Origin of the sequence: Nocardioides hankookensis (assembly GCF_042658885.1) — a bacterium.
In the GTDB taxonomy this organism is placed as follows: domain Bacteria; phylum Actinomycetota; class Actinomycetes; order Propionibacteriales; family Nocardioidaceae; genus Nocardioides; species Nocardioides hankookensis.
In genome coordinates this window covers 157,341-184,164 of record NZ_JBHSRJ010000008.1, presented here as the reverse complement: position 1 = coordinate 184,164, position 26,824 = coordinate 157,341, and the positions used below count along the sequence as shown (strand labels likewise).

Below are 26,824 nucleotides of genomic sequence, written 5' to 3'. Positions count from 1 at the left end.
GAGTCCCGGTCGACCGGTCGTCAGTACGTCCAGTCGAGGGCGCAGGCGGCGACGCCGTCCTCGTCGACGTGCGGCGGCCGGTCGACCGGGATCGTGACGTCGACCGACTCGTGCACGTCCCCGTCGACCTCCACGGTCCTGGTGCCGGTGCCGACCAGGTCGGAGGTGTTCTCGTCGGCGTACGCCGTCACGGTGATCGTCACCGACTGCTCGTGGGGGACCGAGCCGTCGATCGCGATCGTGGCGTGCGCGCTGTCGTCGCCTGCCGCGTAGACGCAAGCAGGGCGCCCCTCGCCGCCGCCCCAGCCGACGGTGAGGCCGGTAGCCGGCTCGTCGGCGGACCCGCGCACGACGAGCGAGGTCACGACCGCGGCGAGCAGCGCGGCCGCGACGGCGACGATCGTGACGATGCGCTTCACTGGCCGTCCGGCCACTCGCGCCGGAGCAGCCCGTAGACCCATGAGTCCGAGACCACGCCGTCCACGACGCAGTCCTCGCGGAGCGTCCCCTCGTGCTGGAAGCCGAGCTTCTCCAGCACTCTTGCCGAGGCGAGGTTGCGGGTGTCGGTCTCGGCCTGGACACGGTTCAGGTCGAGCGTCCCGAACGCCCAGGCGAGGACGGCGCGTGCCGCCTCCGTCGCGTACCCGTGGCCCCAGGCTGTCTCGCCGAAGCAGTAGCCCAGGGCCGCGCTCCGGTACGTCGGGTTCCAGCGGCTGAGGCTGCACCACCCCACGAAGGTCCCGTCGGTGCCCAGCTCGATCGCCAGCCGCGCCCCGCTGCCCTCCTCGGCCATCGCCCGAGACCGCGCGACGAACTGCTCGCTCCGTGCCCGGTCGGTCCACGGCGGGGAGTCCCAGTAGCGCAGCACGTGGGCGTCCGAGTGCAGCGCGTAGACGTCGTCGGAGTCCGCGTCGGTGAACGGGCGCAGCCGCAGGCGCTCGGTGATCAGCGTCGGCGTGGTCAGGGTCATGCGGGTCATCCTGCCCCGATCGAATGCCTACAAATACAGTCGATATAGTCGACTGATCATCGGGCGTCACGACATCTCGGGAGAAGACATGGCCGCTCCACTCGGAACAAGCACGGGCCGGCTCTCGCGCCGCGCCGTCGTCGCGACCGCGGGCCTCGCCGGCACCGTGGCTCTCGGCGTGACCCCGGCATTCGGCCGTGCCGGTCGGGTGGCCGGGCGTCATGGCCAGCAACCCGGGCTCGACGAGTCGCTGCACACGTCCGTCCGCGGCTACAGCCAGTTCGGCGTCCACCGGACCGGCACGCCCTCGCAGGAGCAGGCCCTGGGGTGGCTGGAGCAGGAGCTGAGGCGCCGCGGTGGTCGCGTCGGGAGCTGGGGCTACGACTTCCCGTTCTACGACTGGCACGCGGACGTGCGGGTCGGGCAGCACCGCGTCGACACCGTGCCGCTCTACTTCGAGGGCGAGGGCAGCTTCTCCGGCCGAGCCGACTTCGTGCGCCCGGTCACGACCAAGCTGGACGGCAACGACCCGGCAGTGCTCGGTGCGCTCGCCGACGCCAAGGCCGCCGGCGCCCGGCTCGCCGTGCTCGCGACGAACGCCGCCCTCGGGACGAACCCGTCGTACGACGGCCTGATCGGCTACAACAGCGACCCGGACCTCCCCAAGACGGGCGTCCCGACCCTGCTCGTCCCCGGTCGGGTCGCCAACGACCTGGCGGCGTACGGCGCCGAGGTCGAGTTCTCGGCACGGACCACCACGCGACGGACGCGGGTCGTCACCGCCTGGTTCGGGACCCGGAAGCCCGTCGCCGACCCGGTGGTCGTCACGACGCCGCTCACCGGTTGGTTCAACTGCGCCGCCGAGCGCGCCACCGGGCTCGCCGTCGCGCTGGAGCTGGCGACGGACCTCGCGCAGGAGCATCCGGTGCTGTTCGTCGGCAACACGGCCCACGAGCTGTACAACTACGGGGCCCGGAGGTACCTCGCCGAGGAGTTCGACCTCGAGCCCCGAGCCGTCTTCCACCTCGGCTCCGCGATCGGCGCCACCCGCCAGCAGCCCGACGGCTCCCGCGTGCTCGGCCCCCGCGCCGCCTACAGCCAGCCCGCGAACGCCACCGTCCCGGACCTGGTCGACGACCTGTCGGTCGCGAACATCGGCGTCGCCGCGAAGTGGCCGGGCGAGGGACAGGTCTGGCACGACCGGCTCGGCGACGGCGTGCCGCTGCTCTCCGTCGCCGGCAACTTCCGCGAGTTCCACTCGCCCGATGACGTGGTGAGCGTGTCGACCGATCCTGCGACGCTGCGACAGGCGTACGACGCGATCCGTGCCGGAGTCGCGGACCTCCTCGCCTTCACGGCCTGAGCCGGCGCCCACCGTCTCGCGGCAGGTGTGTCGGTGCCCGAGGCTAGGGTGCCGGCATGTCGATGGACCACTCCGACGCGGTGTTCTTCGAGGACGACGGGGCGTTCGAGGCATGGCTCGACGCCCACGCGTCGACCGCCTCGCACGTCTGGGTGCGGATGGCGAAGAAGGGCTCCGGAGTCACGTCGATCGACTGGACGACGGCCGTCGACGTGGCGCTCTGCTTCGGCTGGATCGACGGCATCGCCCGGAGGATCGACGACGACTGCTACGTGCAGCGGTTCACCCCGCGGCGCGCGAGGTCCGTCTGGTCGAAGATCAACCGCGAGCGGATCGAGCGACTCACGGCCGAGGGGCGGATGCGCCCGGCCGGCGTGGCCGAGGTGGAGAGGGCGATGGCGGACGGCCGCTGGGACGCCGCGTACGACGGCCCCGCCACCGCAGTGGTGCCGGACGACCTCGAGGCCGCCCTGGCCACGCGCGGCCTCACCGACGTCTACGCCGCGCTGGACGGCCGCAACCGCTTCGCGTTCGTGCAGCGGGTCCAGACCGCGGTGCGTCCGGAGACCCGTGCACGCCGCATCCAGCAGCTCACCGATGCCCTCGCCGAGGGCAGGACGCCGTACCCGGTGCCGAAGGCGAAGTCGGGCACCTAGCGGGCGATCGGCCGACGATCGTGCACGGTTGCGCCACACTGACCCGCGTGAGCGACGTGCTGCGGACCCCGGACGAGCGGTTCGTGGGACTGCCGGGCTATCCCTTCGGGCCGCAGTACGTCGAGGTGGAGGCGTCCGGGCTCGACCCCGTCCGGATGCACTACCTGGACGAGGGTCCGGCGGACGGGCCGGTGGCGCTGCTGCTGCACGGTCAGCCGACCTGGTCCTACCTCTACCGGACCGTCGTACCGGTGCTCGTGGCGGCGGGCGTCCGGGTGATCGCGCCCGACAACATCGGCTACGGCCGCTCCGACAAGCCGGCGGTGGCGACCGACTACACGTTCGCCCGGCACATCGAGTGGACCCGGAGCCTGGTCACCCGGCTCGACCTCCGCGACGTCACGCTGGTCGCCCAGGACTGGGGCGGGCCGATCGGGTTCAGCGTCCTGGCGGCGGAGCCGGGCCGGTTCGCCCGGGTGGTCGCTGCGAACACGATCCTGCACACGGCCGACCCGGCGCTGGCGGACCGGCTCACGTGGGCGGTGCACGGGGTGGGGGAGTCGCGGGTGGTGATCGAGGAGGGGCTCGTCGACTACCTGCTCCACACGCAGCGGGCGCCGGTGCTGCGCCCGAGCGACTTCGTCGGCGCCGCGACGACGACGCCACCGACCCCCGAGGTGCTGGCGGCGTACGACGCGCCGTACCCGAGTGCCGAGTACACCGCCGGGCTGCGCCAGATGATCGCGCTGCTGCCGCTGACCCGCAACGACGTCGGCGCGCGGATCGGGCGCCGGACGATGCGCGCGCTCGAGGAGTTCGACCGGCCCTTCGTGACCGCCTACTCGGACGGCGACCCGGCCACCCGGGGCTGGGACGCGGTGTTCCAGGAGCGGGTGCCCGGTGCGCGCGGTCGTCGGCACGTCACCATCGCCGGTGCCGGCCACTTCCTGCAGGAGGACGCCGGCCCGGAGCTCGGCCGGGTGGTGGCCGAGGTCATCGCCACCACCTGAGTCACAGGACGACGAGGGCGACGCCGGCGGTGACGACGGCCGCGCCGACCAGCGTCCGGGTGCGCAGCGGCTCCCGTCCGGTGACCGTCAGCATCAGCACGGCGATGACGACGCTGGTCTCGCGGATCGCGGCGACCGGGCCGGCGGGCGCCGTACGCAGGGCGAGGAGGACGAGCCCGTAGGCGAGGAAGAAGCCGAGCCCGACCAGGACCGTCCGCCACCACTCGTCGCGGGCGAACGCGGCCCGGACCAGGTCGTCGACCCCGCGGCCCCGCGCCGCGACCACGACCTGGGCGATGGCCGTGAGGCCGAGGACCACCAGGAGGTACGCCGGCACGCTGGCGTGGTCGACGCCGTGGGCGTCGACCAGCGTGTAGCCGGCGATGCAGGCGCCCACGGCCAGCGCCATCAGCAGGCCGCGGGCGGAGGTGGCCGAGGGCGTGCGGACCAGCAGGATGCGGGCGACGACCAGGACCGCCCCGAGCGCGGGCAGCGGCCCGACCTGCACGCCGAGGAGGGCGCCGACGCCGAGGACCAGCACGGGGGCGCTGCCGCGGGCGACCGGGTAGACGGTGGACATGGGCCCGACGCGGTACGCCGCCGCCAGCAGCACGACGTACGCGAGCTCGAACGCGACGGAGGCCCCGACGTACGGCCACACCGCCGGGTCCCACCGGAAGCCGACGAGGGCGAACGGGGCCGTCGCGACGGCCCCGACCAGCATCGCGACGCCCACGCGTGCTTGGGGGTCGCGGGAACCGGAGAGCAGCTGGTTCCAGCCGGCGTGGACGACCGCGGCGAGCAGCGTCAGGACGAGGGCGGTGGCGTCCACCGGTCAGTCGACGACGGCGTCGAGCTCCATCTCGACCTTCCAGCGCGGGTCGAGCAGCTCCTTGACGACGACCATCGTGCTGGCCGGGCGCACGTCGCCGAAGACCTCGCCGTGCACGGCACCGACGGCGTCCCCGTCCGCCGCGTCCACGACGTACTGCCGCGTGCGGATGACGTCGTCGACCGTGCCGCCGAGCTCCTCGAGGGCCGTCAGCATGATCTCCCAGCAGCGGTGGGCCTGGACCGCCGGATCCGGGTCGACGCTGCCGTCGGGCCACACCGGCGCCGTGCCGCTCACGGCGATGGTGCTGCCCACCCGGACGGCGCGGCTGAAGCCGATGGAGGTCTCGAACGGGGAGCCGGAGCGGGCGGAGGTGCGGGTCATGGTCGCAGCCTAGGGCCGTCGTTTGGTCACCAACCGCAGATCTGGGGCGCTCCCACACCACGTTTGGTCACCAACGGCAGACGCGGAGCACGCGCGAGGGCGCCGGCCGCCGATATCCAGGTGAGCGATGTCGGCGGACCTTTGTAGGGTCGTCGTTCGTGACCTCGGACTCCATGATCCTGGCCCAGGGCCTGCGCAAGTCGTTCGGGCAGTTCGAGGCCGTCAAGGGCATCGACGTCGACGTACGGCGGGGCGAGGCGTTCGGGTTCCTCGGCCCCAACGGCGCCGGCAAGTCGAGCACGATGCGGATGGTGGCGGCGGTGTCGCCGGTCAGCGGTGGGACGCTGCGAATCCTCGGCATGGACCCGGCGAGCGACGGCCCGCAGATCCGGTCGCGGATCGGGGTCTGCCCGCAGGAGGACACCCTCGACCTCGAGATCACCGTGCGCGACAACCTCTTCGTCTACGGCCGCTACTTCGGGCTGCCGCGCAAGGAGGTCCGCGAGCGGGTCGACGAGCTCCTCGAGTTCGTGCAGCTGACCGAGAAGGCCGGCTCGATGGTCGAGGACCTCTCCGGCGGCATGAAGCGACGGCTGACGATCGCGCGCAGCCTGATCAACCGCCCCGAGATCCTGCTCCTCGACGAGCCGACGACCGGGCTCGACCCGCAGGCGCGGCACGTCGTCTGGGACCGCCTCTTCCGGCTCAAGCAGCAGGGCGTGACGCTGGTCCTCACGACCCACTACATGGACGAGGCCGAGCAGCTCTGCGACCGCCTCGTCGTGATGGACAACGGCCTGATCGTCGCCGAGGGCTCGCCGCTGAGCCTGATCGCCGAGCACTCCACCCGCGAGGTCGCCGAGCTCCGCTTCGGGGTCGGGGACAACGAGGCCGCGGCCGACAAGGTCGCCGACCTGGCCGATCGCGTCGAGGTGCTGCCCGACCGGCTGCTGCTCTACACCGCCGACGGCGAGGAGACGGTCGCCAAGGTGCACGAGCGCGGCCTGGAGCCGGTCGCGACGCTGGTACGCCGCGCGACCCTGGAGGACGTCTTCCTCCGCCTCACCGGCCGGACGCTGGTCGACTGATGAGCGACAGCCGGAGCACAGTTCCGTCCCACCCGTTCGCCGGCGCCGCCCGGCTCGTCGACTACTGGGCGATCGTATACAGGCGGACCTGGAAGGGCTCGGCGATCTCGTCGTTCGTCACCCCGCTCTTCTACGTGCTGGCGATGGGCGTGCTGCTCGGGGACTACGTCGAGGGCGACCCGGCGCAGCTGGAGGGCGCGACGTCGTACCTCGTCTTCATCGCCCCGGGCCTGCTCGCCGCCCAGTCGATGCAGACCGTCTTCGGCGAGGTCACCTACCCGGTCATGGGCATGGTCAAGTGGCACAAGACCTACTTCGGGATGACGGCGTCACCGCTCACCGTGAGCGAGGTGATCCTCGGACACCTCGGCTTCGTGATGTTCCGGGTCGGCCTCACCTGCGGCGTGTTCACGCTGGTGATGGCGCCGTTCGGGGTGTTCGCGACGGTGTGGGGAGCGGTGCTCGCCTACCTCGTCCAGTTCCTCCTCGGGCTCGCGTTCGCGACGCCGATCTACGCCTTGTCGGCGGGCCTCAAGGACGAGAGCCCGTTCGCGCTCGTCTTCCGGCTCGGGATGATCCCGCTCTTCCTCTTCTCCGGTGCCTTCTTCCCGATCGACAACCTCGACCCCTGGATGGCGGCGCTGGCGAGGGCGACGCCCCTGTGGCACGGCGTCGACCTGACCCGGATGCTGACCCTGGACACCCTCGACGGCAGCACCGCGCTCGTGCACGTCGCCTACCTGGTGGTGCTCGCCGTGCTCGGCTGGTTCTGGGCGGTCCGCCGGCTGACGAAGCGGATGGTCGGCTGATGTCCCTCACCGTCAGCGCCGTCGGCCGCTCCGCCGCCCGCCCACTCTCCCCGAGCGAGGCCACCGGCCTCCTCGTCTACCGCAACTACCTCGCCTACCGTCGGGCCTGGTACATCTTCGCCAGCGGCTTCCTGGAGCCGGTCTTCTACCTCTTCTCCATCGGCGTCGGCGTCGGCCAGCTGATCACCGGCTTCGAGTTCAACGGCCAGGACATCCCGTACGCCGAGTTCGTCGCGCCCGGCATGCTGGCCGCGTCCGCGATGAACGGCTCGCTGCTCGACAGCACCTTCAACTTCTTCTTCAAGCTCAAGTACAACAAGCTGTTCGACCAGATGCTGGCCACGCCGCTGACGACGATGGACATCGCCCGTGGCGAGCTGACCTGGTCGCTGCTGCGCGGCGGCATCTACTCCGCCGGCTTCCTGCTGGTGATGGTCGCGATGGACCTGGTGTCGTCGTGGTGGGCGCTGCTGGTCGTGCCGGCGGCACTCCTGATCGGCCTGGCGTTCGGCGGCGTCTGCATGGCGCTGACGACCTGGATGCGCTCGTGGCAGGACTTCGAGTGGGTGACGCTGGCGACGATCCCGATGTTCCTCTTCTCCGCGACGTTCTTCCCGGTCGAGGCCTACCCGACCGTGGTGCGCTGGGTCGTCGAGCTGACGCCGCTCTACCGTGGTGTCGTGCTGTGCCGCGAGCTCACCACCGGTGCACTGTCGTGGGGCTCCGCGATCTCGGTGGTCTACCTCGTCGCCATGGGCGTCATCGGCCTCAGGATCGTCGGCCGCCGTCTCGACGGGCTGCTGCTCACGTGAGCCGGCACCCGATGCCACGAGGCAACCCCGTGCTGCGCGCGCTCTTCGCGATGCTGCTGATCTGGCCGCGCGTCGAGGTGACCCCGAGCTCCCTGGTGGTCACCCTCGGCTGGTCCTTCCGCACCGTCGTCCCGCGGGCGTCGGTCGCCGCCGTCGCGGCGGTCCCGTGGCGCCGTCTCAGCATCGGCGCCCACGGCTGGCGCGGCCGCTGGCTGGTCAACACCGCCTCCGGACCGCTGGTGCGGGTGACCATCGAGCCGCCGGCCGCGGGGCGCGTCCTCGGCGTACCGGTCCGGCTGCGCGAGCTCACCCTCAGCATCGACGACGTCGACGCGTTCCTCACCGAGCTGCGCTGAGGCTGAGCCCGGGCGCCGTCAGCTCGCCCCGGGGGCGCGCGGACCCGGGAGCGGCTCGACCCCCGGCGGGAGCTCGATCCCGGTGACCCTGCCGTCGGAGCCGAAGCTCGGGCCGTCGGCCGGGCCTCCGAAGGCGGTCCACCTGATCGTGTGCCGCTGCACGGTGAACTCCCTCGACCCGCCGGGCCCGACCCGGAGATGTCCGTCCGGGCCCATGTTGTCGTCGTCGACGTGCCCGTAGTCGACCCGGATCGCCACGTCGGCGGGATTGGTGACGCGCAGCCGTCCGGGCTGCGAGGTCCGGACGACCGTGACGGCTGGCCGCTCCAGGACCGTCACCCGGACGTCTGCGCGCTCCTTCGCCGTCCCTGCGCACGCCGTGTAGGACAGGTCGTGGTCGCCTGGCTCGGCCCGCAGCCCGGCCTCCACCATCAGGGCGCCGTCGAGATAGCGGTAGCGGAGCCCCTCGTCGCGCCCGTCACGGGTGTCACAGACGCGGACCGGTTCGCCGTCCGGACCCACGTCGTTCTCGAGCACGAGCACCTGGCCGAGCTCGCCGGCGTACACCGTGAGGGCGTCGTCACCGGCCACGGCGGTGGCGGAGCCGTCGTCGCACCCGGCCGCGCACAGGCTCACCGCGGCGAGCGCGCCGGCGGCCGTCACCCTCAGCCCGAGTCTCACGGTCCTACTATGCCGTGCCTCCCAGCCGCAGCTCCCAGAGCTCGGTGTCGATCCACCGGTCGAGCTTCCAGCCCACGTCGTGCAGCACGCCGACCCGCTCGAAGCCGCACGCCCGGTGCAGGCCCTGGCTGCCGTCGTTGGGGAGGGCGATCACGGCGACCACGAGACGTACGTCGTCGACGCGCATCCGGTCGAGCAGCTCGTCGTACAGGAGCCGGCCGAGCCCGCGACCTCGGGCGCTGCCGGCGAGGTAGACGGACGTCTCGCGGGTGTGGGCGTAGCCCGCCCGAGGTCGGTAGCTGCCCGAGAAGGCGTAGCCGACAACCGTCCCGCCGTCGTCCGCGACCAGCAGGTGGTCGCCGGGCTGCGTGCTGCCGAGCCGCTCGCGCCAGTAGTCGAGCCCCGGCGGCTCGGTCGCGAAGGTCGAGATGCCGGTGCGGACCTCGACGTCGTAGATGGCCGCGATCGCGGGCAGGTCGGTCTCCGTGGCGGGGCGGACGAGCATGGCGCCATCTTCGCGGACGCTGGCCGGAACTCGCGCGCGGACCGTCGGACCCGGCTGGAAGGATGGGCGCCATGACGATCGAGCCGGACACCAAGGACTGGACCTGGGTCCTCGACCAGCCGTGTCCCGAGTGCGGGTTCGAGGCGGCGACGGTCACCGTCGACCGGATCCCGAGCGTGGTCCGCGACAACGCGACGACCTGGGAGGCCGTCCTCACCCTCGATGACGCCGCGGCGCGCCCGGAGCCGACGACCTGGTCGCCGCTCGAGTACGCCTGCCACGTCCGCGACGTGCACCGGATCTTCGACCTGCGGGTCGGGCTGATGCTCGACCAGGACGACCCGACCTTCGCCAACTGGGACCAGGACGAGACCGCCCTCGCCGAGAGGTACGCCGAGCAGGACCCGGCGACCGTCGCGACCGAGCTGCTCGACGCCGCCGAGTCCGTGGCCGAGCGCTACGAGTCCGTGCCTCCCGGCGCCTGGGGGAGGCGCGGGTTCCGCAGCAACGGCAGCGAGTTCACGGTCGAGAGCATCGGGCTCTACCACCTGCACGACATCGTCCACCACGCGTGGGACGTGCGCGCCGCGGCCGCCCGCGCGACCGTCGAGGCCTACGACGCGCACGCGGCGGCCTACCGCGACGGCATCCCGGCGACGCCGGCCTGGGTCACCGACCAGGTCAGCTCGTTCGTCGCCGAGGTCGGCGCCGGCGGCCGGGTGCTCGAGGTCGGCAGCGGACCGGGCCGCGACGCCGCCGAGCTGGAGGCGGCCGGGCTCAGCGTCCGCCGCACCGACATCACGCCCGGGTTCGTCGAGCTGCTGCGCGAGACGGGCCACGACGCCGACGTCCTCGACCCGCTCACCGACGACCTCGACGACCCCGCGCGACCGGGCACGCCGTACGACGGGGTGTGGGCGGCGGCCTGCCTGCTCCACGTCGCGCGGGCTGACCTGCCGACCGTGCTGTCGCGCCTGGCCTCAGCGGTCCGGCCGGGCGGCGTCCTCGCGCTCTCGCTGAAGGAGGGCGACGGGGAGTCGACCTCGACGCACGGCCACGTCGCGGCGCCGCGGCAGTTCGTCTATTGGCGCGCCGACCCGCTGCGGGCGGTGCTGGACGGCGCCGGCTGGCGGGTCACGTCGCTGGAGACCCGGCTCGGTGAGCAGACCGGCCAGCCCTGGCTCGAGGTGCGGGCGGTCCGCGCGTGAGACACACCGAGTTCTGGGTGCGGATGGAGCAGGCGCTCGGACCGTCGTACGCGCGGTCGTGGGCGGGCAGCTTCGTGATGCGCGAGCTCGACGGTCGCACGGCCCAGGAGGCCATCGACGCCGGGGTCCCGCCCAAGGAGGTCTGGCTCGCGGTCTGGCGCACCCTCGACCTGCCTGCCTCCCAGAAATGAGCGACCTCGCCGCGGTCCAGCGGCACACGATCCGGACCCTCGTCGTCGTCCAGGCGGTCGGCGCCCTGGGCATCACCATCGGCATCGCGACCGCCTCGCTGCTGGCCCGCGATCTGTCGGGCTCCGAGAGCCAGGCCGGGTTCGCGCAGACCGCCCAGGTGCTGGGGACCGCGTTCGCGGCGTACCTCCTGGCCCGGCTGATGTCGCACCGCGGGCGCCGGATCGGCCTGGTGACCGGCTACCTGCTCGGCGCCACCGGAGCGGTCCTTGCCGTGCTCGCCGGGGTGGTCGGCTCGATGCCGCTGCTCCTCGTCGGCGCGCTGCTGCTCGGCTCGACGACGGCCGCCAACAACAGTGCGCGGTACGCCGCCACCGACCTCGCGGAGGACGCCCACAAGGGCCGGGCGCTCTCGACGGTCGTGTGGGCGACCACGATCGGCGCGGTCCTCGGGCCCAACCTCACGGGGCCGGCGGGCTGGCTGGCCGACGTGCTCGGCATCCCCGAGCTGACCGGTCCGTTCGCCCTCGGCGCGATCGGCATGGTCGTCGCCGCCGTCGTCGTCGGCGTCATGCTCCGACCCGACCCGCTGCTGCTCGCCCGCGAGGTCGCCGGCGTCGCCGAGACGCCGCCGACCGGCACCGCCTGGGCACGCGCGATCGTGGCCGCACGCGAGCGTCCGGTGCTCTTCTTCGCGATGCTCGGGATGGCCTGCGCCCACGCGGCGATGGTCGGCGTGATGATCATGACGCCGCTGCACATGGAGCACGGGCACGCCGAGCTCGAGGTGATCGGGCTGGTGATCAGCCTGCACGTGCTCGGCATGTTCGCCTTCTCGCCGGTCGTCGGGTTCCTGGCCGACCGCTACGGACGGCCGGTCACCCTGGTCACCGGAGCCGTGCTGCTCCTGGCCGCGATGGTGCTCTGCGCGCGCTCGCCCGAGGGCAGCTCCTGGCAGATCTTCGCCGGGCTCTTCCTGCTCGGCCTCGGCTGGTCGTTCGCGACCGTGTCGGCCTCGACCCTGATCGCCCAGCACGCACCGCTCGAGGCACGGACCGACGTGCAGGGCGCCAGCGACCTGGTGATGGGGCTGACCGCGGCCGCCGCCGGCGGCCTCGCCGGACTGGTCGTCGACGCGTGGGGCTACCCCGCGCTCACCCTCTGCTCGATCGGCCTGGTCGCGCTGGTCGCCATCGCCGGGTTCGGCGCCCGTGCCACCACGACGGGCTTGACCGCGGCTGACAGGGTGAGCCCATGACTGTTGCTGACGTGGCCGTGATCGGCGGCACGGGTTTCTACGCCTTCCTCGACGAGTACGAGGAGCACACCGTCGAGACGCCGTACGGCGCGCCCTCGGCCCCGATCGCCGTCGGCACGGTCGCCGGACGGTCGGTGGCGTTCCTGCCGCGGCACGGGCTGCACCACGACTTCCCGCCGCACGCGATCCCCTACCGCGCCAACCTCTGGGCGCTGCGCTCGCTCGGCGTACGCCAGGTGCTGGCGCCGTGCGCCGTCGGCGGCCTGCGACCCGAGGTCGCGCCCGGCGACATCGTGGTGCCCGACCAGCTCGTCGACCGCACCTACCGCCGGATCCCGTCGTACGTCGAGACCGGCGCGGTGCACCTGCCCTTCGGCGACCCCTACTGCGACCGGCTCTCCGCGGCCGTCACCGCCGCCGACCCGGTCATCACGTCCGGGGGAGCGATGGTCGTCATCGAGGGCCCACGCTTCTCGACGCGCGCCGAGTCGCGCAGCTATGCCGAGTCCGGCTGGTCGCTGATCAACATGACCGGCCATCCGGAGGCGGCGCTGGCCCGGGAGATGCGGCAGTGCTACGCCGCGATCGCGCTCGTGACCGACATGGACGCCGGCGCCGAGAGCGGCGAGGGGGTCGGCCAGGAGGAGGTCTTCGCGCTCTTCAAGGCCAACCTCGAGCGGCTGACCGGGATCCTGACCAGGACCATCGAGACGCTGCCCGACCCCGACGGCTGCTCGTGCTCCACGTGGGCCGACGGCATCGACCTGACCTACGACGTGCCGTCGTGAAGGTCCTCCTGACCGGCTCCGCCGGCTTCATCGGTACGGCGATCGGCGCGGCGCTCGAGGGCGACGGCCACGAGGTGGTCCGGGTCGACCTGATGCTGCCGATGGCGCACGGCTCGTCCTCGGCGCCCGACGGCACCCACCAGCTCGACGTCCGCGACGCGGGCTCGTGGACCCACCTGCTCGACGGCGTCGACGCGGTCTGCCACCAGGCCGCCGTGGTCGGGGCCGGTGTGAAGGTCGGTGACCTGCCCGACTACGCCGGCCACAACGACCTCGGCACGGCCGTGCTGCTGGCCGCGATGCACGAGGCCGGCGTCGGCCGCCTGGTGCTCGCCTCCTCGATGGTCGTCTACGGCGAGGGCCGCTACACCTGCGCCGAGCACGGCGACCAGGCCCCGCCGCCGCGGGCCGTCGCCGCCCTCGAGGGCGGCGACTTCGAGAACCACTGCCCGGTCTGCGGTGCCGTCCTCGGCTGGTCGCTCGTCGACGAGAGCGCGCGGCTCGACCCGCGCTCGTCGTACGCCGCCAGCAAGGTCGCGCAGGAGCACTACGCCTACGCCTGGGTGCGCCAGGCGGACGCCTCGGCCGTCGCGCTGAGGTACCACAACGTCTACGGCCCCGGCATGCCCCGGGACACGCCGTACTCCGGGGTGGCGGCGATGTTCCGCTCCTCGCTGGAGCGGGGCGAGGCGCCGCGGGTCTTCGAGGACGGCGGGCAGATGCGCGACTTCGTGCACGTCGCCGACGTCGCGCGTGCCAACGTGGCGGCGCTGGAGTCGGTCGTCGCCTCGGACGCGGGGAGGTACGACGCCTACAACGTCGCCTCCGGCGAGCCGGTCCCGATCCTCCGGGTCGCCGAGATGGTCGGCGCCGGCACGGCCGCCGGCATCGCGCCGGAGGTCACGGGCGGCTACCGCCTCGGCGACGTCCGGCACATCGTGGCCTCGCCGGAGAAGGCGCGCGCCGAGCTCGGCTTCGCGGCGTCGGTCCGGCCCGCCGACGGGCTGCGCGAGTTCGCGACCGCACCCCTGAGAGCGTGATCACCAGCTCGTGTAGAGCAGCTGCTGCACGAGCAGGGCGCTGACCACCTGCACGAGCATGCCCCAGCGTCGCCAGCGCTCCGGCAGCAGGGCAGTCGAGACGAGCAGCCACGGCACGAAGGGCAGCCAGATCCGCTCCACCTCGGCCTTGCTCATCCGGGACAGGTCGGCGAGAGCGATCGCCAGGGCTGCGGCGCCGACGAGCCACAGCACCACGCGGTCCGCGCGCCGGCGCAGGGCGACGACCTGCGCCAGGCCGGCGCCCAGCAGTGGTCCCGCGCAGACGACGAGGGCGGCCAGGTTGCCCCACATCCAGTACGCCGCGGGCCGGTCCGCGGCGATGCCGTCCCAGTAGCGGTCGTTGAGGACGGGGTAGGCCGACCACCACGAGAAGCCACCTGCGGCGAACGCCAGCACCACGACCAGCGCCGCGCCCGCGGCCACCGGCAGCGGCAGCCACGACCGCGCGAGCACGAGCACCGCGACGGCGAGCAGGCCCACCAGCGGCAGGCCGTAGGACATCATCACGCCGGCGCCCAGCAGCAGCCCCGCCAGCGCGGACCACGCGACGAGCCGGCCACGCGACGCGGAGGTCGCGCCGATCGCGAGGCAGGCCAGGCCCCACGCGGCGACCGCCGCGAAGACCGCGTCCGCCGACACCGCCATGAAGACCGCGGCAGGGGTCAGCACGAGGAACGGCGCCGCCCGGCGGGCCACCGTCTCGGCACCCAGTGCCCGCAGCGTCACGAGCACGGCCACCGCGGTGGCCGCCGCGATTCCCGTCACCACGAGTCCGGCGGCGAGGTCGCCGCCGAGGCCGACCTTCACCAGCCCCACGAAGAAGAGCAGCGCGCCCGGCGGGTGTCCGGCCGGGTGGGTCGGCCAGTTGTCCGGCGCCGAGTAGGGGATCCGGTCGGCGTACGTCGACAGCAACGTGTGGAGGTTCGTCACCTCGCGGGCGCTGCGGAGGTACTCGTACTTGTCTCCGAGCACGCGCGAGATGCCGTCGCTGCCGTCGACCAGTGCGAGAGCGAGCAGCCAGGCCAGGCCGACGACGTACGACGTCGCGAGGAGCCGCCCCCAGGACAGCCGCTCCGCGAGGTCGACGGCGTACCTCCAGCCGAGCAGCGCGATCGCGATCGCGGGCAGCGTGCCGGCACCGAAGAGCTTCGGGTCCCAGTAGCCGTGCAGCGGCGGCAGCTCGCCCGTGTGCAGGCTGCGTGGCGCGCGCGCCCACACCTCCCAGTCGAGGAGCGGCGGCAGGGCGAACGCGACCGCCACGAGCACCAGCGCGGCCGCCAAGCCCACCCAGGGCGCGCGCGCTCGCGTCGTCGGCATGGTCCCGACCCTAGGGGGTGGACCCAGGCCGGACGGTGGACGTCACGGCTTCGTAAGTTCTCCTGGAGTTTGCCGGAGCGACAACCTGTCAACCTTCAGGTCATGGAACCCGTCTGCGACCTCGTGCTCCCGTGCCGGGACGAGGCCGCAGCGCTCCGGACCCTGCTGCCCGCCGTCCCGGCGGAGTTCGCGGTGATCGTCGCGGACAACGGCTCGACCGACGGCACCGCCGACGTCGCACGCGGTCTCGGCGCGACCGTGGTGACCGAGGACCGGCCCGGGTACGGCGCGGCCGTGCACGCCGGCCTGCTCGCGGCGACGCGGGACTACGTCGCGTTCATGGACGGCGACGACTCGTTCGACCCGGCGGAGCTGCTGCCGATGCTCGACGACGTCCGGTCCGGTCGCGCCGACCTCGCCGTCGGCCGTCGCAGGCCCGTCTCCCGCGCGGTCTGGCCGTGGCACGCCCGGCTGGGCAACGGCCTGATCGTGTGGTGGCTGCGCCGCCGGATCGGGATGGCCGCGCACGACATCGCACCCATCCGGATCTGCCGTCGCGACGAACTCCTGGCACTGGACGTCCGCGACCGACGGTTCGGCTACCCGGTGGAGCTGCTGCAGAAGGCGACCACCGCGGGGTGGCGGTTCGCCGAGCGAGACGTCTCCTACCGGCCGCGCGCGGTCGGCACCCGCTCGAAGGTCTCGGGTTCGGTGCGGGGCACCGTCCGCGCCGCCCGCGACTTCTGGAAGGTGCTGACATGACCGACTCGCGAGTGCTTGTCGTCGCCAAGGCTCCGATCGCCGGGCGCGTGAAGACCCGCCTCGGGGCCGAGATCGGAATGGCGTCGGCGGCCGAGATCGCCGCCGCCGCGCTCCTCGACACCATGGCCGCGTGCCGCGCCGCCTTCGGCCCGGACGCCTGCCTGCTCTCGATCGAGGGCGACTTCGCCGACGCCGTGCGCGGCGACGAGCTGACCCGCGCCGTCGACGGCTGGTCGGTCGCCCGGCAGCGAGGGAGCACCTTCGCCGAGCGGCTCGCGAACGCCCACCTCGACGTCCCGCCCGGCGGACCCGTGGTCCAGGTCGGCATGGACACGCCGCAGGTCACGCCCGCCCTGCTGACCGAGGTCGCGGCCGCCGCCGAGCTCCACGACGCGGTGCTCGGGCCCGCGGAGGACGGCGGCTGGTGGGTCCTCGCGCTCCGCCGTCCGACCGCGGCGCGCTCGCTGCACGACGTACCGATGTCGACGCCCACGACGTACGACGACACCCGCGCGGCGCTCGTGGGCGAGGGCCTCGACGTCGCAGTGACGGCGACCCTGCGCGACGTCGACACCGTCGAGGACGCCGAGGCGGTCGCCGCCGAGGCCGCCGCGGGGGAGTTCGCCCGCGCCTGGAGAGAGGCCCGCCCCGCATGAGCATCGACCTGCCGACCGTTCGGCTCCGCCTCGACGAGTGGGACCGGCCCGCCGACGCCGACGACCACGAGATCCTCGCCCGGTGCACCGGCCCGACGCTCGACGTCGGGTGTGGCCCGGGCCGGCTGACCGCTGCGCTCGCCGAGCGCGGCGGCGTGGTGCTCGGCATCGACGTCGTCAGCGGCGCCGTCGGACTGACCCGTGGTCGCGGCGGCGCCGCGCTGCGCCGCGACGTCTTCGACACGCTGCCGGGCGAGGGGCGATGGGAGACCGCCCTGCTCGCCGACGGCAACGTCGGGATCGGGGGCGACCCGGTCGCCCTCCTGCAACGGCTGCGCGAGGTCCTCGACCCCCGTGGCCGGGTGGTCGCCGAGCTGGCGGCGCCCGGGACGCCGCACACCGACGGCTGGGCCCGCCTGGAGTGCGGGGTCGAGCAGCAGGTCATCCGCTGGTCGGTCGTCGGCATCGAGGACATCGACGAGATCGCCGCGCAGGCGGGTCTCGTCGTCGTCGAGCGCCTGCAGTGCGGAGAGCGCTGGTGCGCCGTGCTCGAGGAAGCGGCATGAAGACCCCGCCGGTCAAGATCCCGGAGGACTCGGACTTCCGCTCGCGGCTGCGCAGCGCCGCGGTCACCGCCCGGGTCGGCACGTGGCTCGGCATCTGCTTCGGCATCTGCTTCGCCACGGGGCTGATCAGCCACTACTCCCAGAACGTCTCGCAGCCGATCCCGTTCCCCACCAGCCCGTCGTGGGGCTACCGGGTCACCCAGGGGCTCCACGTCATCACCGGTACGGCGGCGGTCCCGCTGCTCCTGGTCAAGCTCTGGTCGGTCTACCCGCGGCTCTTCATCCGGCCGCCGCGCGACGTGCGCAAGCTCCTCCTCGAGGTGCTCGAGCGCGGCTCGATCGCCGTCCTCGTCGCCGGCGCGATCTTCCAGCTGGCGTCCGGGCTCGCGAACTCCGCCCAGTGGTATCCCTGGAGCTTCTCCTTCCGCAGCACCCACTACGCGATCGCCTGGATCACCATCGGCGCGCTGGTCGTGCACATCGCGGTGAAGCTGCCGATCATCCGCGGCGCCCTGACCAGCGACGTCGAGGACACGACGTACGACCGGCCGAGCGCCACCGAGCCGGGTCCGATCTCGCGGCGCGGCCTGCTGCGCACGACCTGGCTGGCGGCGGGCGTCGCCGTCCTGGTCACCGCCGGCAGCACGGTGCCGCTGCTGCGCAAGGTCTCCGTCCTCGGCGTGCGCTCCGGCGACGGCCCGCAGGACGTCCCGATCAACAAGTCCGCAGCCGCCGCCAAGGTCGCGCCGGCGGCCACCAGCGCGGCGTACCGCTTCACCGTGGCGTACGGCGAGCAGGAGGTCTCGATGACCCGCGACGAGCTGCTCGCGATGGAACAGACGACCGAGACCCTGCCGATCGCGTGCGTCGAGGGCTGGAGCGCCAGCGGCGACTGGACCGGGGTCCGGGTGCGCACCCTGCTCGACCTCGTCGACGCCCCGAAGGGCAGCGAGGTGCAGGTGCTGTCGCTCCAGGAGTCCGGCCCCTACAAGCACACGGTGCTCCAGGGGAACTTCGCCGACGACGACCGCACCCTGCTGGCGCTCGCGCTGAACGGCGAGCCGCTGGCGCTCGACCACGGCTACCCGGCGCGGCTGATCGCGCCCAACCGGCCCGGCGTGCTCCAGACCAAGTGGGTCGCCCGGCTGGAGGTGACGACATGAGGATCGTGCGGATCCTGCTGGGAGTGATCGGTGTCGTCGTCGGTGTCTTCGGCGCGTGGCTGCTGCTCAGCCGCCAGGACCTCGACCAGCTGACCAACGCGGCCGTCTGGCTGGTTGCCGGGGTCGTGCTGCACGACGGCGTGCTCGCGCTGTTCACGCTGGTGCTCGGGGCCGTGCTGGTGCCGCTGCTGCCGCGCGCGGTGCGCGGTCCGGCGGTGGTCGGCCTGGTCGTGCTCGGCTCGGTGACCCTGCTCGCCGTACCGGTGCTCGGACGGTTCGGAGCCCGGCCCGACAACGCGACCCTGCTCGACCGCCACTACACGGCTGGCTGGCTGGTGCTCGCCGCGGTGGTCCTCGTGGCCGTGGTCGTGGCCTCGGTCCTACGCTCTCGCAGAGGTGACGGCGACGAGGGAGGTGTCGATGGCGCGGGTCCTGGTGGTCGACGACGACCACACCGTGCGTGAGGTGGTGGTCTCCTACCTGCGCGCCCACGACCACGACGTGGTGGAGGCCGCCGACGGGGAGACCGCGCTGGCCACGATGCGGGACGCGCCCTGCGACCTCGTCGTCCTCGACCTGATGCTGCCCGGCATCGACGGGCTGGAGGTGTGCCGACAGCTGCGCACGACCACCGACGTACCCGTGATCATGCTGACCGCGCTGGGGGAGGAGACCGACCGGGTGGTGGGCCTCGAGACCGGTGCCGACGACTACGTCACCAAGCCGTTCAGCCCTCGTGAGCTGGCCCTGCGCGTCGACTCCGTGCTGCGGCGTACTGGCTCCGCCCCGGCACCTCGGCGGTTGGTCGACGGCGACCTGGTGGTCGACGAGGCCGCGCACGTCGCCACTCGCAGCGGCGCGGCTCTGGCGCTGACCGTGCGGGAGTACGACCTGCTCCGTTTCCTGCTCGCACACCCGGGTACCGCCTTCTCGCGCGAGGAGCTGCTCCACCACGTGTGGGGCTGGTCCATCGGCGACCACTCCACGGTGACGGTGCACGTACGACGGCTCCGCGAGAAGGTCGAGCGCGATCCGACGCGCCCCGAACGGCTCCAGACGGTCTGGGGCGTCGGCTACCGGTGGGAGGCTGCCTCATGACGAGCGACCAGGCACAGGTCGTGGCGGTCGCCGCGCTGTGCGCGATGGGCGTGGGCCTCGTCGGGCTCGTCGGGGCCTGGCTGCTGCGGCACCTGTCGATCCGCTGGCAGCTCGGCCTGATCGTCGTCGTCTCGATCGGCTCCGTGCTGCTCGGCGTGGTCGCCGCGGCGCGGCTGATGTTCATCTCCGCCCACGACTGGCGCGTGATCGCCCTCGTCGCGGGCGTCGCGGGCTTCGTGTCCCTCATGGTGGCGATCGCCGTCGGCGTCGCGATCTCGCGCTGGTCCGAGGCGCTGCGCGAGGACGCGCGACGGCTCGACGCGCACGGGTCGTATGTCGCGGTCAGCCGCGGGCCGAGCGAGCTGCAGGCGCTCTCGGAGGAGCTGGCCCGCACCAGCGAGCGGCTCGAGGAGTCGCGGCTGCGCGAGGCGCGTCTCGAGGAGGCGCGCCGCGAGCTGATCTCGTGGGTCTCCCACGACCTGCGCACCCCTCTGGCCGGGATGCTCGCGATGACCGAGGCGCTCGAGGACGGGATGGCGGTCGACCCGGAGCGCTACCACCGGCAGATCCGGGCCGAGGTGGACCGGATGGTCCGGATGGTCGACGACCTCTTCGAGCTCTCCCGCATCCACGCCGGCGTCCTGCGGATCACCCCGGAGCCCGTGATGCTGCGCGACCTGGTGAGCGAGGCGATCGCCGGTGCCGACCCGGTGGCCCGGGCCCGCAGCGTGCGGCTCGGCGGCAGCGTCGAGGACGGCATCGTCCTCACCGCCGACGCGGCCGGGATGTCGCGGGTGATGACCAACCTGATCATGAACGCGATCCGGCACACGCCCGCCGACGGCGTCGTCGAGATCCGCGGCCGCGCGCTGCCCGACGGCGTCGAGCTGAGCGTCAGCGACGAGTGCGGCGGCCTCTCCGAGGAGGACATGGTGCGGGTCTTCGACCTGGCCTGGCGCGGGGAGTCGGCGCGCACGCCGGAGCCCGCCCTCGGGGCGCTCGGCGCGCGCGGCGCCGGCCTCGGGCTGGCGATCGTCAAGGGGATCGTCGAGGCCCACCAGGGCATCGTGCGGGTCGAGAACGTCGGCGAGCCGGTGCCCGCCGGCTGCCGGTTCCTGGTGCGCCTGCCGGCCTGACGCGACACGCCGGTCGACGTATGCCTGTCGAACAGGTGTTCGGGCTAGGTTGTGTCCACAGGCACGACGCGGACGAGGTTCTCCACAGCGGTGTCAGCGCTGATCAGGCGCTGTCGGTGGCTCGCTCTAGCGTCGCAGACGTGCCTGACACCCGACGAGAGACAAGGACACACACCATGGCTGGTGGAGACCGCGACAAGGCGCTGGACGCCGCACTCGCCAACATCGAGCGTCAGTTCGGCAAGGGCTCGGTGATGCGCCTCGGCGACGAGACCCGCGCCCCGCTGGAGATCATCCCGACCGGATCCATCGCGCTCGACGTCGCGCTGGGCCTCGGCGGCCTGCCTCGCGGCCGGGTGGTCGAGATCTACGGCCCGGAGTCCTCCGGCAAGACGACGGTCGCCCTGCACGCGGTGGCCAACGCCCAGGCGGCCGGCGGCATCGTGGCGTTCATCGACGCCGAGCACGCCCTGGACCCCGAGTACGCGAAGGCCCTCGGCGTCGACACCGACGCCCTGCTGGTCTCCCAGCCCGACTCGGGTGAGCAGGCGCTGGAGATCGCGGACATGCTGGTCCGCTCCGGTGCCCTCGACCTGATCGTCATCGACTCGGTGGCGGCCCTGGTGCCGCGCGCGGAGATCGAGGGCGAGATGGGTGACAGTCACGTCGGCCTCCAGGCCCGCCTGATGAGCCAGGCGCTGCGCAAGATGACCGGTGCCCTCAACAACTCCGGCACCACCGCGATCTTCATCAACCAGCTGCGCGAGAAGATCGGCGTGATGTTCGGCTCGCCCGAGACCACGACCGGTGGTCGCGCGCTGAAGTTCTACTCCTCGGTCCGCCTCGACGTGCGCCGCATCGAGACGCTCAAGGACGGCACCGACATGGTCGGCAACCGGACCCGGGTCAAGGTCGTCAAGAACAAGGTCGCCCCGCCGTTCAAGCAGGCGGAGTTCGACATCATGTACGGCAAGGGGATCAGCCGCGAGGGCGGCCTGATCGACGTCGGGGTCGAGGCGGGCCTCGTCCGCAAGGCGGGCGCCTGGTACACCTACGAGGGCGACCAGCTCGGCCAGGGCAAGGAGAACTCCCGCAAGTTCCTCAAGGACAACCCCGACCTGGCCAACGAGCTGGAGAAGAAGATCCTCGAGAAGCTCGGCGTCGGCCCGCAGGTCGACCAGGAGGCCCCGCTCTCCGACGAGCCGATCGGCGTCGACTCGTTCTGAGCTCCCTCCGGCCCGCGCTCGCGCGGGCCGGAGACCGGGAGCCAGGTCGAGTCGCCGCGCGGCTGAGGAACGAAGCCGCGAGTGGCGTATCGAGACCCCTCAGACCCGTGAAGGGAAGCCGACCGATGACTTTCGAGGAGAATCGGCCGCCCCCCGACTGGGCCGGCGACGTCTCGGTCGGGGTGGACGCGTGGACACGACGTACGTCGGGTCCGGGCGCCACCCCGGCCGCGCCGCCGCCCGAGGACACCAAGGCCCAGGTCCCGGACGCCGATCCGGAGGCGGTCGCGCGCAAGATCCTGCTCGACCAGCTGACCGGCCAGGCACGCACCCGCAAGGAGCTCGCGGACAAGCTTGCGGCCAAGAACGTCCCGACCGAGATCGCGACCCGGCTGCTCGACCGGTTCGAGGAGGTCGGGCTGGTCGACGACGAGGCGTTCGCGCGTGCGTGGATCGCCAGTCGGCAGCCGGGCAAGGGGCTGGCCACCCGGGCGCTCGCCCAGGAGCTGCGCCGCAAGGGCGTCGACGACGAGATCGCCCGGGAGGCGCTCGCCGAGATCGATCCCGACGACGAGGAGGCCGCGGCCCGCGCGCTGGTGCGCCGCAAGCTGCGCTCGCTGGAGCGCTTCGACGACACGGTCGCGACCCGTCGCCTGGTCGGGATGCTCGCCCGCAAGGGCTACGGCTCGGGCCTGGCGTTCGCCGTCGTCCGCGACGAGCTGTCCAACGCGGGTCGCGAGGGGCTGGACGACTAGCGGGTCCGACCCGACAGAATGCTCCTGTGGCGGAGCGCGAGATCCTGACGTACGAGATGTTCGGCACCGCGGTGCGGGACCTGGCCCAGCAGGTCGTCGACTCGGGCTACGAGCCCGACCTGGTCCTCTCGATCGCCCGCGGCGGTCTCGGCCTGGGGATGGGGCTCGGCTACGCGCTCGACGTGAAGAACCTGTCGGCGGTCAACGTCGAGTTCTACACCGGTGTCGACCAGCGGCTCGACGTGCCGATCATGCTGCCGCCGACGCCGGCTGCGGTCGACCTGGCGGGTCTGCGGATCCTGATCGCCGACGACGTGGCCGACACCGGCAAGACGCTCGAGGTGGTCCGCGACTTCGTCGCCGACCAGGTGGCCGAGGCACGTACGGCGGTGATCTACGAGAAGCCGTGGACGGTGATCAAGCCGGAGTACGTCTGGAGGCACACCGAGGCCTGGATCGACTTCCCCTGGTCGGCGGAGCCGCCCCTGGTGCAGCGGGCGAAGCCGGGTCCGTGACCGACGACCAGGTCCGCGTCGTCGTCCACGACCGGGGTCGTGACCTGTCCGGAGTCGTCCGCCCGGGGGAGGCCTGGGCAGCGGCGGCCCGCCGTACCTGCGCGAGCGTGCACGCCGAGCCGGCGCCGCGGGACCTGTCGGGCGAGGTGAAGGAGTTCGTCGTCGACCACGACGAACGCGTGACGGTGCGGGCGATGACCCGCGGGGACCTGTCCGACCTGTTGCGCTGGCGGCGCAGCGACCACGTCCGTCGGTGGTGGGCGTCCGAGGGGGAGCCGACCGAGGAGGCGATCGAGGCCCGGTACGGTCCCCGCATCGACGGCATGAGCCCGACCCGGATGTGGGTCGCCGAGGTCAACGGCCGCTCGGTGGGGTTCCTCCAGGACTACCGGATCTCCGACTACCCCGACTACGCGCTGCTCGGCCCCGACCCCGACGCGATCGGCGTCGACTACGCGCTCGCCGAGGAGTGGAGCGGGCGTGGGCTCGGGCCGCGGGTGCTGTGGGCGTGGATGCTGCGCACCCGGCACCGCCTGCCGGGCGCGACCACCTACTTCGCCGCTCCCGACCACCGCAACGCCGCGTCGCTGCGGATGCTGGCCAAGGCCGGGTTCACCGCCGGGATCTGGTTCGACGAGCCCCAGGAGGACGGCACCGTCGACACGGTGGTCGGTTGTTCCCTCGACGTGGCCCAGGTGCTGGGATGATCGGCCGGTGACCGCACACCCGCTGCACCTGCCGTCCGGGACCGTCGACCTCGACGCCATCCCCACCGACGCGACCCCCGGCTTCTCCGGGAAGAAGTCCGACGGCAAGGCGCAGCTCTTCGCGCTCGGCCCCGAGCTCGCCGACCTCCAGGAGCGGCTCTTCGCCGAGGGCCGGGCCACCGGGTCCCACCGCAGGGTGCTGCTGGTGCTCCAGGGCATGGACACCTCCGGCAAGGGCGGCACCCTCAAGCACACCGTCGGCCTGGTCGACCCCCAGGGCGTGCGGATCAGCTCCTTCAAGGCGCCGACGAAGGAGGAGCTGGCCCACGACTTCCTGTGGCGCATCCGCAAGGCACTCCCACAGGCGGGGTACGTCGGCGTCTTCGACCGCTCCCACTACGAGGACGTGCTGATCGCCCGGGTCAACGAGCTGGCCGCTCCTGAGGAGATCGAGCGGCGCTACGACGCCATCAACGAGTTCGAGCGTGAGCTCGTGGAGGACGGCACGGTCGTCCTCAAGTGCATGCTGCACATCAGCAAGGACACGCAGCGCGAGCGGCTGCTCGCCCGGCTGGACAACCCGGAGAAGTACTGGAAGTACGAGCCCGGCGACCTCGACTCGCGAGCACGATGGGACGACTACCGCGCGGCGTACGCCGTGGCACTCGAGCGCACCCACACCGAGCACGCGCCGTGGCACGTCGTGCCGAGCGACCGGAAGTGGTTCCGCAACCTCGCGGTCGGGCAGCTGCTGCTCGCGGCGCTCCGCGGGATGGACCTGGGCTGGCCGCCGGCGGACTTCGACGTGGACGCCGAACGGGCCAGGCTGCTCGCGGAGGACGCGAGCGCCTGACCCGTCGGGCGTGCCAGCCTGCTCAGTAGCTGTAGGTGTGGCCCGAGACGACGCTCGTCGCGAACCCCTTCGAGCCCATGAAGTTGATCCGCCAGAACCACTTGCCGCGACGCGGCGCCGGCAGCACGACCTTGAAGGCGCCGTTGCGCGCGCTGTGCAGCGTGCGGAAGTGCTTGTACTTCTTGCCGACCTTCTTGAGGACGACGATCTTCACCTTCGCCTTCGGGGCGATCTTGCCCTGGATGCCCGTCTTGCGGCCGGGCACCTCCTTGTAGCTCAGCTTTCGCGTCACCCGCGGGGTCTTGTCACTCGACGAGGCCGTGAACTGGTACTCCGGCGTGCCGTCGTAGTTCGAGTCGTAGGTGCCGCCGCCGTAGGCCACGCGGAACGTGCCGGGACCGGTCACCCGGACCGAGTAGAAGTAGAACGAGTAGCCCTGGTCGTCCGTCTCGATCGTGCGCCAGGTCGAGCTGCCCTTCGGCAGGAACTGGAGCGTGGCGCTGCCGGTGCCGTAGGGGAGCGTCCCCCAGCTGCCGTCGGACGCCTGGCCCTGGACCTCGCCGGTGACCGAGATCTTGTCGTTGGCCTCGGCGGTGTTCTGGCTGAGCTTCATCACGACCCTGGTCGGGGCGACGGTCGCGGCCGAGGCCGCACCCGCCGTGCCGACGACGCTGAGTGTCGTCGTCGCCAGGGCGGCGATGAGCAGGGAGCCGAGGTGTCGGCGTACGCGCATATTGGATGTCCTCCCGGGATGGGGCACCCCCACCGGATGCCCAGGCTCCGACTACCCCTCCGGGGTAGAGGTAAACCGCGCACCCTCGTCCGAAATCCCGTCCCCTAGGGTTTCCTCGTGATCCCCACCGTCGCCGTGACCCGTTACGTCACCCCGCTGCGCGAGGGCGGGAGCCTTCCGGGCATCGTCGAGGGCGACGACCTCGGCACCTACGTCTGCAAGTTCCGCGGCGCCGGGCAGGGTCTGCGGGTGCTGGTCGCCGAGGTGGTCGTCGGTGAGCTGGCGCGCCGGATCGGGCTGCGCACCCCGCGCCTGGTGGCGCTCGACCTGGACCCGGCGATCGCCCGCTACGAGGCCGACGAGGAGGTCCAGGACCTGCTCAACGCCAGCGCGGGGCTCAACCTCGGGATCGACTTCCTGCCGGGCTCGTTCGGGTACGACGGGGAGCTGCCGGCCAGCGACGGTGTCGCCGCCCGCGTGCTCTGGCTGGACGCGTTCACCGCCAACGTGGACCGCTCCTGGCGCAACCCCAACCTGCTGGTCTGGCACCGCGACCTCTGGGTGATCGACCACGGTGCGTCGCTCTACTTCCACCACGCGTGGAGCGGCGGCGCTCTGCTGAAGGAGGGGGCCCCCGCGCGCTTCGCCGCCCAGCCGTGGAGCATCGACGACCACGTGCTCCGCTCGGCCGCGCCCGGGCTGCCCGCGGCGGACGCCGAGATCAGCGCGCTGCTCGACGAGCGCGTCTTCACCGAGGTGCTCGCCGAGGTGCCCGACGAGTGGCTCGAGCCGGTGCCCGGGGCGGAGACGCCGGACGCCGTCCGGGCGGCGTACGTCTCGTTCCTGCTCGCCCGCCTCGGCACCCGCCAGTGGCTCCCCGGCGCCGAGGCGGTCGCCTGATGACCGGATCGAGCAGGCTCGCCTACCAGTACGTCGTGCTCCGCTGCGTCCCGCGCGTGGACCGCGAGGAGTTCGTCAACGTGGGCGTCGTCGTCTACTGCCACGCCACCGACTTCCTCGACGTCGCCTGGCACGTCGACCGGGACCGGCTGGCTGCGTTCGACCCGACGCTCGACCTCGACCAGGTCTGCGAGGCGCTCGCCTTCGTCGAGGGGGTCTGTGCGGGCGACGAGCGCGGGGGAGCGGCCGCGACGGCGCCGATCAGCCAGCGCTTCGGCTTCGTCAAGGCGCCGCGCAGCACCGTCCTCCAGCCCGGCCCGGTGCACGGCGGCACCACCACCGACCCGGCCCGCCAGCTCGAGCACCTGCTGGAGAAGCTCGTCTCCTGAGAACGGCCGAGTCGTGACTTCTGGTCACTCCATTCCGGACTTCTGGTCACCTCGAGGTGACCAGAACTCACGACTCGG

Annotated in this window: 34 protein-coding genes; 26 read left to right on the top strand and 8 right to left on the bottom strand. The window is 72.6% G+C overall.

The window, feature by feature from the left end:
• Nucleotides 1-20: 20 nt before the first annotated feature.
• Together ACFPYL_RS18360 and ACFPYL_RS18355 are read right to left on the bottom strand one after the other, a co-directional pair.
• The gene (locus ACFPYL_RS18360; protein WP_379157555.1) at nt 21-419 is read right to left on the bottom strand and encodes a hypothetical protein; all 399 of its coding nucleotides are present in this window, start codon (nt 417-419) and stop codon (nt 21-23) included.
• Entirely contained in the window at nt 416-970 is a 555-nt protein-coding gene (locus ACFPYL_RS18355) for a GNAT family N-acetyltransferase (protein ID WP_379157552.1), read from the bottom strand. The genes ACFPYL_RS18360 and ACFPYL_RS18355 overlap by 4 nt, the downstream gene beginning before the upstream one ends.
• A gap of 88 nt (nt 971-1,058) precedes the next feature.
• On the opposite strand from ACFPYL_RS18355, the gene ACFPYL_RS18350 reads away from it, so the two are divergent.
• The 3 genes from ACFPYL_RS18350 to ACFPYL_RS18340 are packed head-to-tail and all read left to right on the top strand — an operon-like array spanning nt 1,059 to nt 3,999.
• Nucleotides 1,059-2,333, top strand: coding sequence for a hypothetical protein (locus ACFPYL_RS18350; RefSeq protein ID WP_379157550.1), 1,275 nt, complete (start codon nt 1,059-1,061; stop codon nt 2,331-2,333).
• Between the two features lie 56 nt (nt 2,334-2,389).
• Entirely contained in the window at nt 2,390-2,989 is a 600-nt protein-coding gene (locus ACFPYL_RS18345; RefSeq protein ID WP_379157547.1) for a YdeI/OmpD-associated family protein, read from the top strand.
• A 47-nt stretch (nt 2,990-3,036) separates the two neighbouring features.
• Nucleotides 3,037-3,999 (top strand): haloalkane dehalogenase, encoded by a 963-nt coding sequence (locus tag ACFPYL_RS18340; protein ID WP_379157544.1) that lies wholly within the window; start codon nt 3,037-3,039, stop codon nt 3,997-3,999.
• A 1-nt stretch (nt 4,000) separates the two neighbouring features.
• On the opposite strand, the gene ACFPYL_RS18335 is transcribed toward ACFPYL_RS18340, so the two are convergent.
• A complete protein-coding gene (locus ACFPYL_RS18335; RefSeq protein WP_379157542.1) occupies nt 4,001-4,831 on the bottom strand; it encodes an EamA family transporter in 831 nt (276 codons plus the stop codon).
• 3 nt (nt 4,832-4,834) lie between these two features.
• Nucleotides 4,835-5,215 carry a RidA family protein gene (locus ACFPYL_RS18330; protein WP_379157539.1) on the bottom strand — a complete coding sequence of 127 codons (381 nt, stop codon included), beginning with the start codon at nt 5,213-5,215 and terminating at the stop codon, nt 4,835-4,837.
• 158 nt (nt 5,216-5,373) lie between these two features.
• Here ACFPYL_RS18330 and ACFPYL_RS18325 point away from each other — a divergent pair, with 158 nt between their 5' ends.
• Genes ACFPYL_RS18325 through ACFPYL_RS18310 form a run of 4 tightly spaced genes read left to right on the top strand, consistent with a single transcriptional unit; the run spans nt 5,374 to nt 8,280 of the window.
• On the top strand, nt 5,374-6,303 hold the full coding sequence (locus tag ACFPYL_RS18325; RefSeq protein WP_449289721.1) for an ABC transporter ATP-binding protein: 930 nt from the start codon (nt 5,374-5,376) through the stop codon (nt 6,301-6,303).
• Nucleotides 6,303-7,112, top strand: coding sequence for an ABC transporter permease (locus ACFPYL_RS18320; RefSeq protein ID WP_379157536.1), 810 nt, complete (start codon nt 6,303-6,305; stop codon nt 7,110-7,112). Before ACFPYL_RS18325 ends, ACFPYL_RS18320 begins: the two co-directional genes overlap by 1 nt.
• Nucleotides 7,112-7,924 (top strand): ABC transporter permease, encoded by an 813-nt coding sequence (locus tag ACFPYL_RS18315; RefSeq protein WP_379157533.1) that lies wholly within the window; start codon nt 7,112-7,114, stop codon nt 7,922-7,924. The genes ACFPYL_RS18320 and ACFPYL_RS18315 overlap by 1 nt, the downstream gene beginning before the upstream one ends.
• 11 nt (nt 7,925-7,935) lie before the next feature.
• Complete coding sequence (locus tag ACFPYL_RS18310) at nt 7,936-8,280, top strand: hypothetical protein (protein ID WP_379157530.1); 345 nt, start codon at nt 7,936-7,938, stop codon at nt 8,278-8,280.
• Between the two features lie 18 nt (nt 8,281-8,298).
• Here ACFPYL_RS18310 and ACFPYL_RS18305 read toward each other — a convergent pair whose 3' ends face one another.
• Both ACFPYL_RS18305 and ACFPYL_RS18300 read right to left on the bottom strand, forming a co-directional pair.
• Nucleotides 8,299-8,961: a hypothetical protein gene (locus tag ACFPYL_RS18305; RefSeq protein WP_379157527.1), complete on the bottom strand. Its 663-nt coding sequence runs from the start codon at nt 8,959-8,961 to the stop codon at nt 8,299-8,301.
• 7 nt (nt 8,962-8,968) lie between these two features.
• Nucleotides 8,969-9,466, bottom strand: a complete 498-nt coding sequence (locus ACFPYL_RS18300) for a GNAT family N-acetyltransferase (RefSeq protein WP_379157524.1) — start codon at nt 9,464-9,466, stop codon at nt 8,969-8,971.
• Between the two features lie 71 nt (nt 9,467-9,537).
• Here ACFPYL_RS18300 and ACFPYL_RS18295 point away from each other — a divergent pair, with 71 nt between their 5' ends.
• Genes ACFPYL_RS18295 through ACFPYL_RS18275 form a run of 5 tightly spaced genes read left to right on the top strand, consistent with a single transcriptional unit; the run spans nt 9,538 to nt 13,949 of the window.
• A complete protein-coding gene (locus ACFPYL_RS18295; protein ID WP_379157521.1) occupies nt 9,538-10,674 on the top strand; it encodes a methyltransferase domain-containing protein in 1,137 nt (378 codons plus the stop codon).
• On the top strand, nt 10,671-10,865 hold the full coding sequence (locus ACFPYL_RS18290) for a DUF3046 domain-containing protein (protein ID WP_379157518.1): 195 nt from the start codon (nt 10,671-10,673) through the stop codon (nt 10,863-10,865). The genes ACFPYL_RS18295 and ACFPYL_RS18290 overlap by 4 nt, the downstream gene beginning before the upstream one ends.
• A complete protein-coding gene (locus ACFPYL_RS18285; protein WP_379157515.1) occupies nt 10,862-12,121 on the top strand; it encodes an MFS transporter in 1,260 nt (419 codons plus the stop codon). Before ACFPYL_RS18290 ends, ACFPYL_RS18285 begins: the two co-directional genes overlap by 4 nt.
• Nucleotides 12,118-12,909 (top strand): S-methyl-5'-thioadenosine phosphorylase, encoded by a 792-nt coding sequence (locus ACFPYL_RS18280; protein WP_379157512.1) that lies wholly within the window; start codon nt 12,118-12,120, stop codon nt 12,907-12,909. Before ACFPYL_RS18285 ends, ACFPYL_RS18280 begins: the two co-directional genes overlap by 4 nt.
• Nucleotides 12,906-13,949, top strand: a complete 1,044-nt coding sequence (locus ACFPYL_RS18275; protein ID WP_379157509.1) for an NAD-dependent epimerase/dehydratase family protein — start codon at nt 12,906-12,908, stop codon at nt 13,947-13,949. Before ACFPYL_RS18280 ends, ACFPYL_RS18275 begins: the two co-directional genes overlap by 4 nt.
• On the opposite strand, the gene ACFPYL_RS18270 is transcribed toward ACFPYL_RS18275, so the two are convergent.
• Nucleotides 13,950-15,287, bottom strand: coding sequence for a hypothetical protein (locus ACFPYL_RS18270; protein WP_379157506.1), 1,338 nt, complete (start codon nt 15,285-15,287; stop codon nt 13,950-13,952). It abuts the gene before it with no gap.
• 102 nt (nt 15,288-15,389) lie between these two features.
• Here ACFPYL_RS18270 and ACFPYL_RS18265 point away from each other — a divergent pair, with 102 nt between their 5' ends.
• The 12 genes from ACFPYL_RS18265 (at nt 15,390) to ACFPYL_RS18210 (ending at nt 24,724) form a co-directional block, all read left to right on the top strand.
• Nucleotides 15,390-16,049 (top strand): glycosyltransferase family 2 protein, encoded by a 660-nt coding sequence (locus ACFPYL_RS18265; protein WP_379157503.1) that lies wholly within the window; start codon nt 15,390-15,392, stop codon nt 16,047-16,049.
• Entirely contained in the window at nt 16,046-16,705 is a 660-nt protein-coding gene (locus tag ACFPYL_RS18260) for a TIGR04282 family arsenosugar biosynthesis glycosyltransferase (protein ID WP_379157500.1), read from the top strand. The genes ACFPYL_RS18265 and ACFPYL_RS18260 overlap by 4 nt, the downstream gene beginning before the upstream one ends.
• Nucleotides 16,702-17,271, top strand: a complete 570-nt coding sequence (locus tag ACFPYL_RS18255) for a methyltransferase domain-containing protein (protein ID WP_379157499.1) — start codon at nt 16,702-16,704, stop codon at nt 17,269-17,271. Before ACFPYL_RS18260 ends, ACFPYL_RS18255 begins: the two co-directional genes overlap by 4 nt.
• The gene (locus tag ACFPYL_RS18250) at nt 17,268-18,434 is read left to right on the top strand and encodes a molybdopterin-dependent oxidoreductase (RefSeq protein ID WP_379157496.1); all 1,167 of its coding nucleotides are present in this window, start codon (nt 17,268-17,270) and stop codon (nt 18,432-18,434) included. The genes ACFPYL_RS18255 and ACFPYL_RS18250 overlap by 4 nt, the downstream gene beginning before the upstream one ends.
• A complete protein-coding gene (locus ACFPYL_RS18245; RefSeq protein WP_379157493.1) occupies nt 18,431-18,898 on the top strand; it encodes a hypothetical protein in 468 nt (155 codons plus the stop codon). The genes ACFPYL_RS18250 and ACFPYL_RS18245 overlap by 4 nt, the downstream gene beginning before the upstream one ends.
• Nucleotides 18,855-19,532: a response regulator transcription factor gene (locus tag ACFPYL_RS18240; RefSeq protein ID WP_379157490.1), complete on the top strand. Its 678-nt coding sequence runs from the start codon at nt 18,855-18,857 to the stop codon at nt 19,530-19,532. The genes ACFPYL_RS18245 and ACFPYL_RS18240 overlap by 44 nt, the downstream gene beginning before the upstream one ends.
• A complete protein-coding gene (locus tag ACFPYL_RS18235) occupies nt 19,529-20,668 on the top strand; it encodes a sensor histidine kinase (RefSeq protein ID WP_379157487.1) in 1,140 nt (379 codons plus the stop codon). The genes ACFPYL_RS18240 and ACFPYL_RS18235 overlap by 4 nt, the downstream gene beginning before the upstream one ends.
• Before the next feature lie 176 nt (nt 20,669-20,844).
• Nucleotides 20,845-21,894 (top strand): recombinase RecA, encoded by a 1,050-nt coding sequence (gene recA, locus ACFPYL_RS18230; protein WP_056159259.1) that lies wholly within the window; start codon nt 20,845-20,847, stop codon nt 21,892-21,894.
• A gap of 125 nt (nt 21,895-22,019) precedes the next feature.
• Nucleotides 22,020-22,649: a regulatory protein RecX gene (locus ACFPYL_RS18225; RefSeq protein ID WP_379157484.1), complete on the top strand. Its 630-nt coding sequence runs from the start codon at nt 22,020-22,022 to the stop codon at nt 22,647-22,649.
• A 26-nt stretch (nt 22,650-22,675) separates the two neighbouring features.
• On the top strand, nt 22,676-23,164 hold the full coding sequence (locus ACFPYL_RS18220) for a phosphoribosyltransferase (protein ID WP_449289720.1): 489 nt from the start codon (nt 22,676-22,678) through the stop codon (nt 23,162-23,164).
• Nucleotides 23,161-23,871, top strand: a complete 711-nt coding sequence (locus tag ACFPYL_RS18215; protein ID WP_379157481.1) for a GNAT family N-acetyltransferase — start codon at nt 23,161-23,163, stop codon at nt 23,869-23,871. Before ACFPYL_RS18220 ends, ACFPYL_RS18215 begins: the two co-directional genes overlap by 4 nt.
• A gap of 7 nt (nt 23,872-23,878) precedes the next feature.
• Complete coding sequence (locus ACFPYL_RS18210; protein ID WP_379157478.1) at nt 23,879-24,724, top strand: polyphosphate kinase 2 family protein; 846 nt, start codon at nt 23,879-23,881, stop codon at nt 24,722-24,724.
• Nucleotides 24,725-24,746: 22 nt separating this feature from the next.
• On the opposite strand, the gene ACFPYL_RS18205 is transcribed toward ACFPYL_RS18210, so the two are convergent.
• The gene (locus ACFPYL_RS18205; protein ID WP_379157477.1) at nt 24,747-25,457 is read right to left on the bottom strand and encodes a hypothetical protein; all 711 of its coding nucleotides are present in this window, start codon (nt 25,455-25,457) and stop codon (nt 24,747-24,749) included.
• 117 nt (nt 25,458-25,574) lie between these two features.
• Between ACFPYL_RS18205 and ACFPYL_RS18200 the strand changes: the two genes are divergently transcribed.
• Nucleotides 25,575-26,357 carry a HipA family kinase gene (locus tag ACFPYL_RS18200; protein ID WP_379157474.1) on the top strand — a complete coding sequence of 261 codons (783 nt, stop codon included), beginning with the start codon at nt 25,575-25,577 and terminating at the stop codon, nt 26,355-26,357.
• On the top strand, nt 26,357-26,746 hold the full coding sequence (locus ACFPYL_RS18195; RefSeq protein ID WP_379157471.1) for a DUF3037 domain-containing protein: 390 nt from the start codon (nt 26,357-26,359) through the stop codon (nt 26,744-26,746). The genes ACFPYL_RS18200 and ACFPYL_RS18195 overlap by 1 nt, the downstream gene beginning before the upstream one ends.
• The last annotated feature ends 78 nt before the right edge of the window (nt 26,747-26,824 follow it).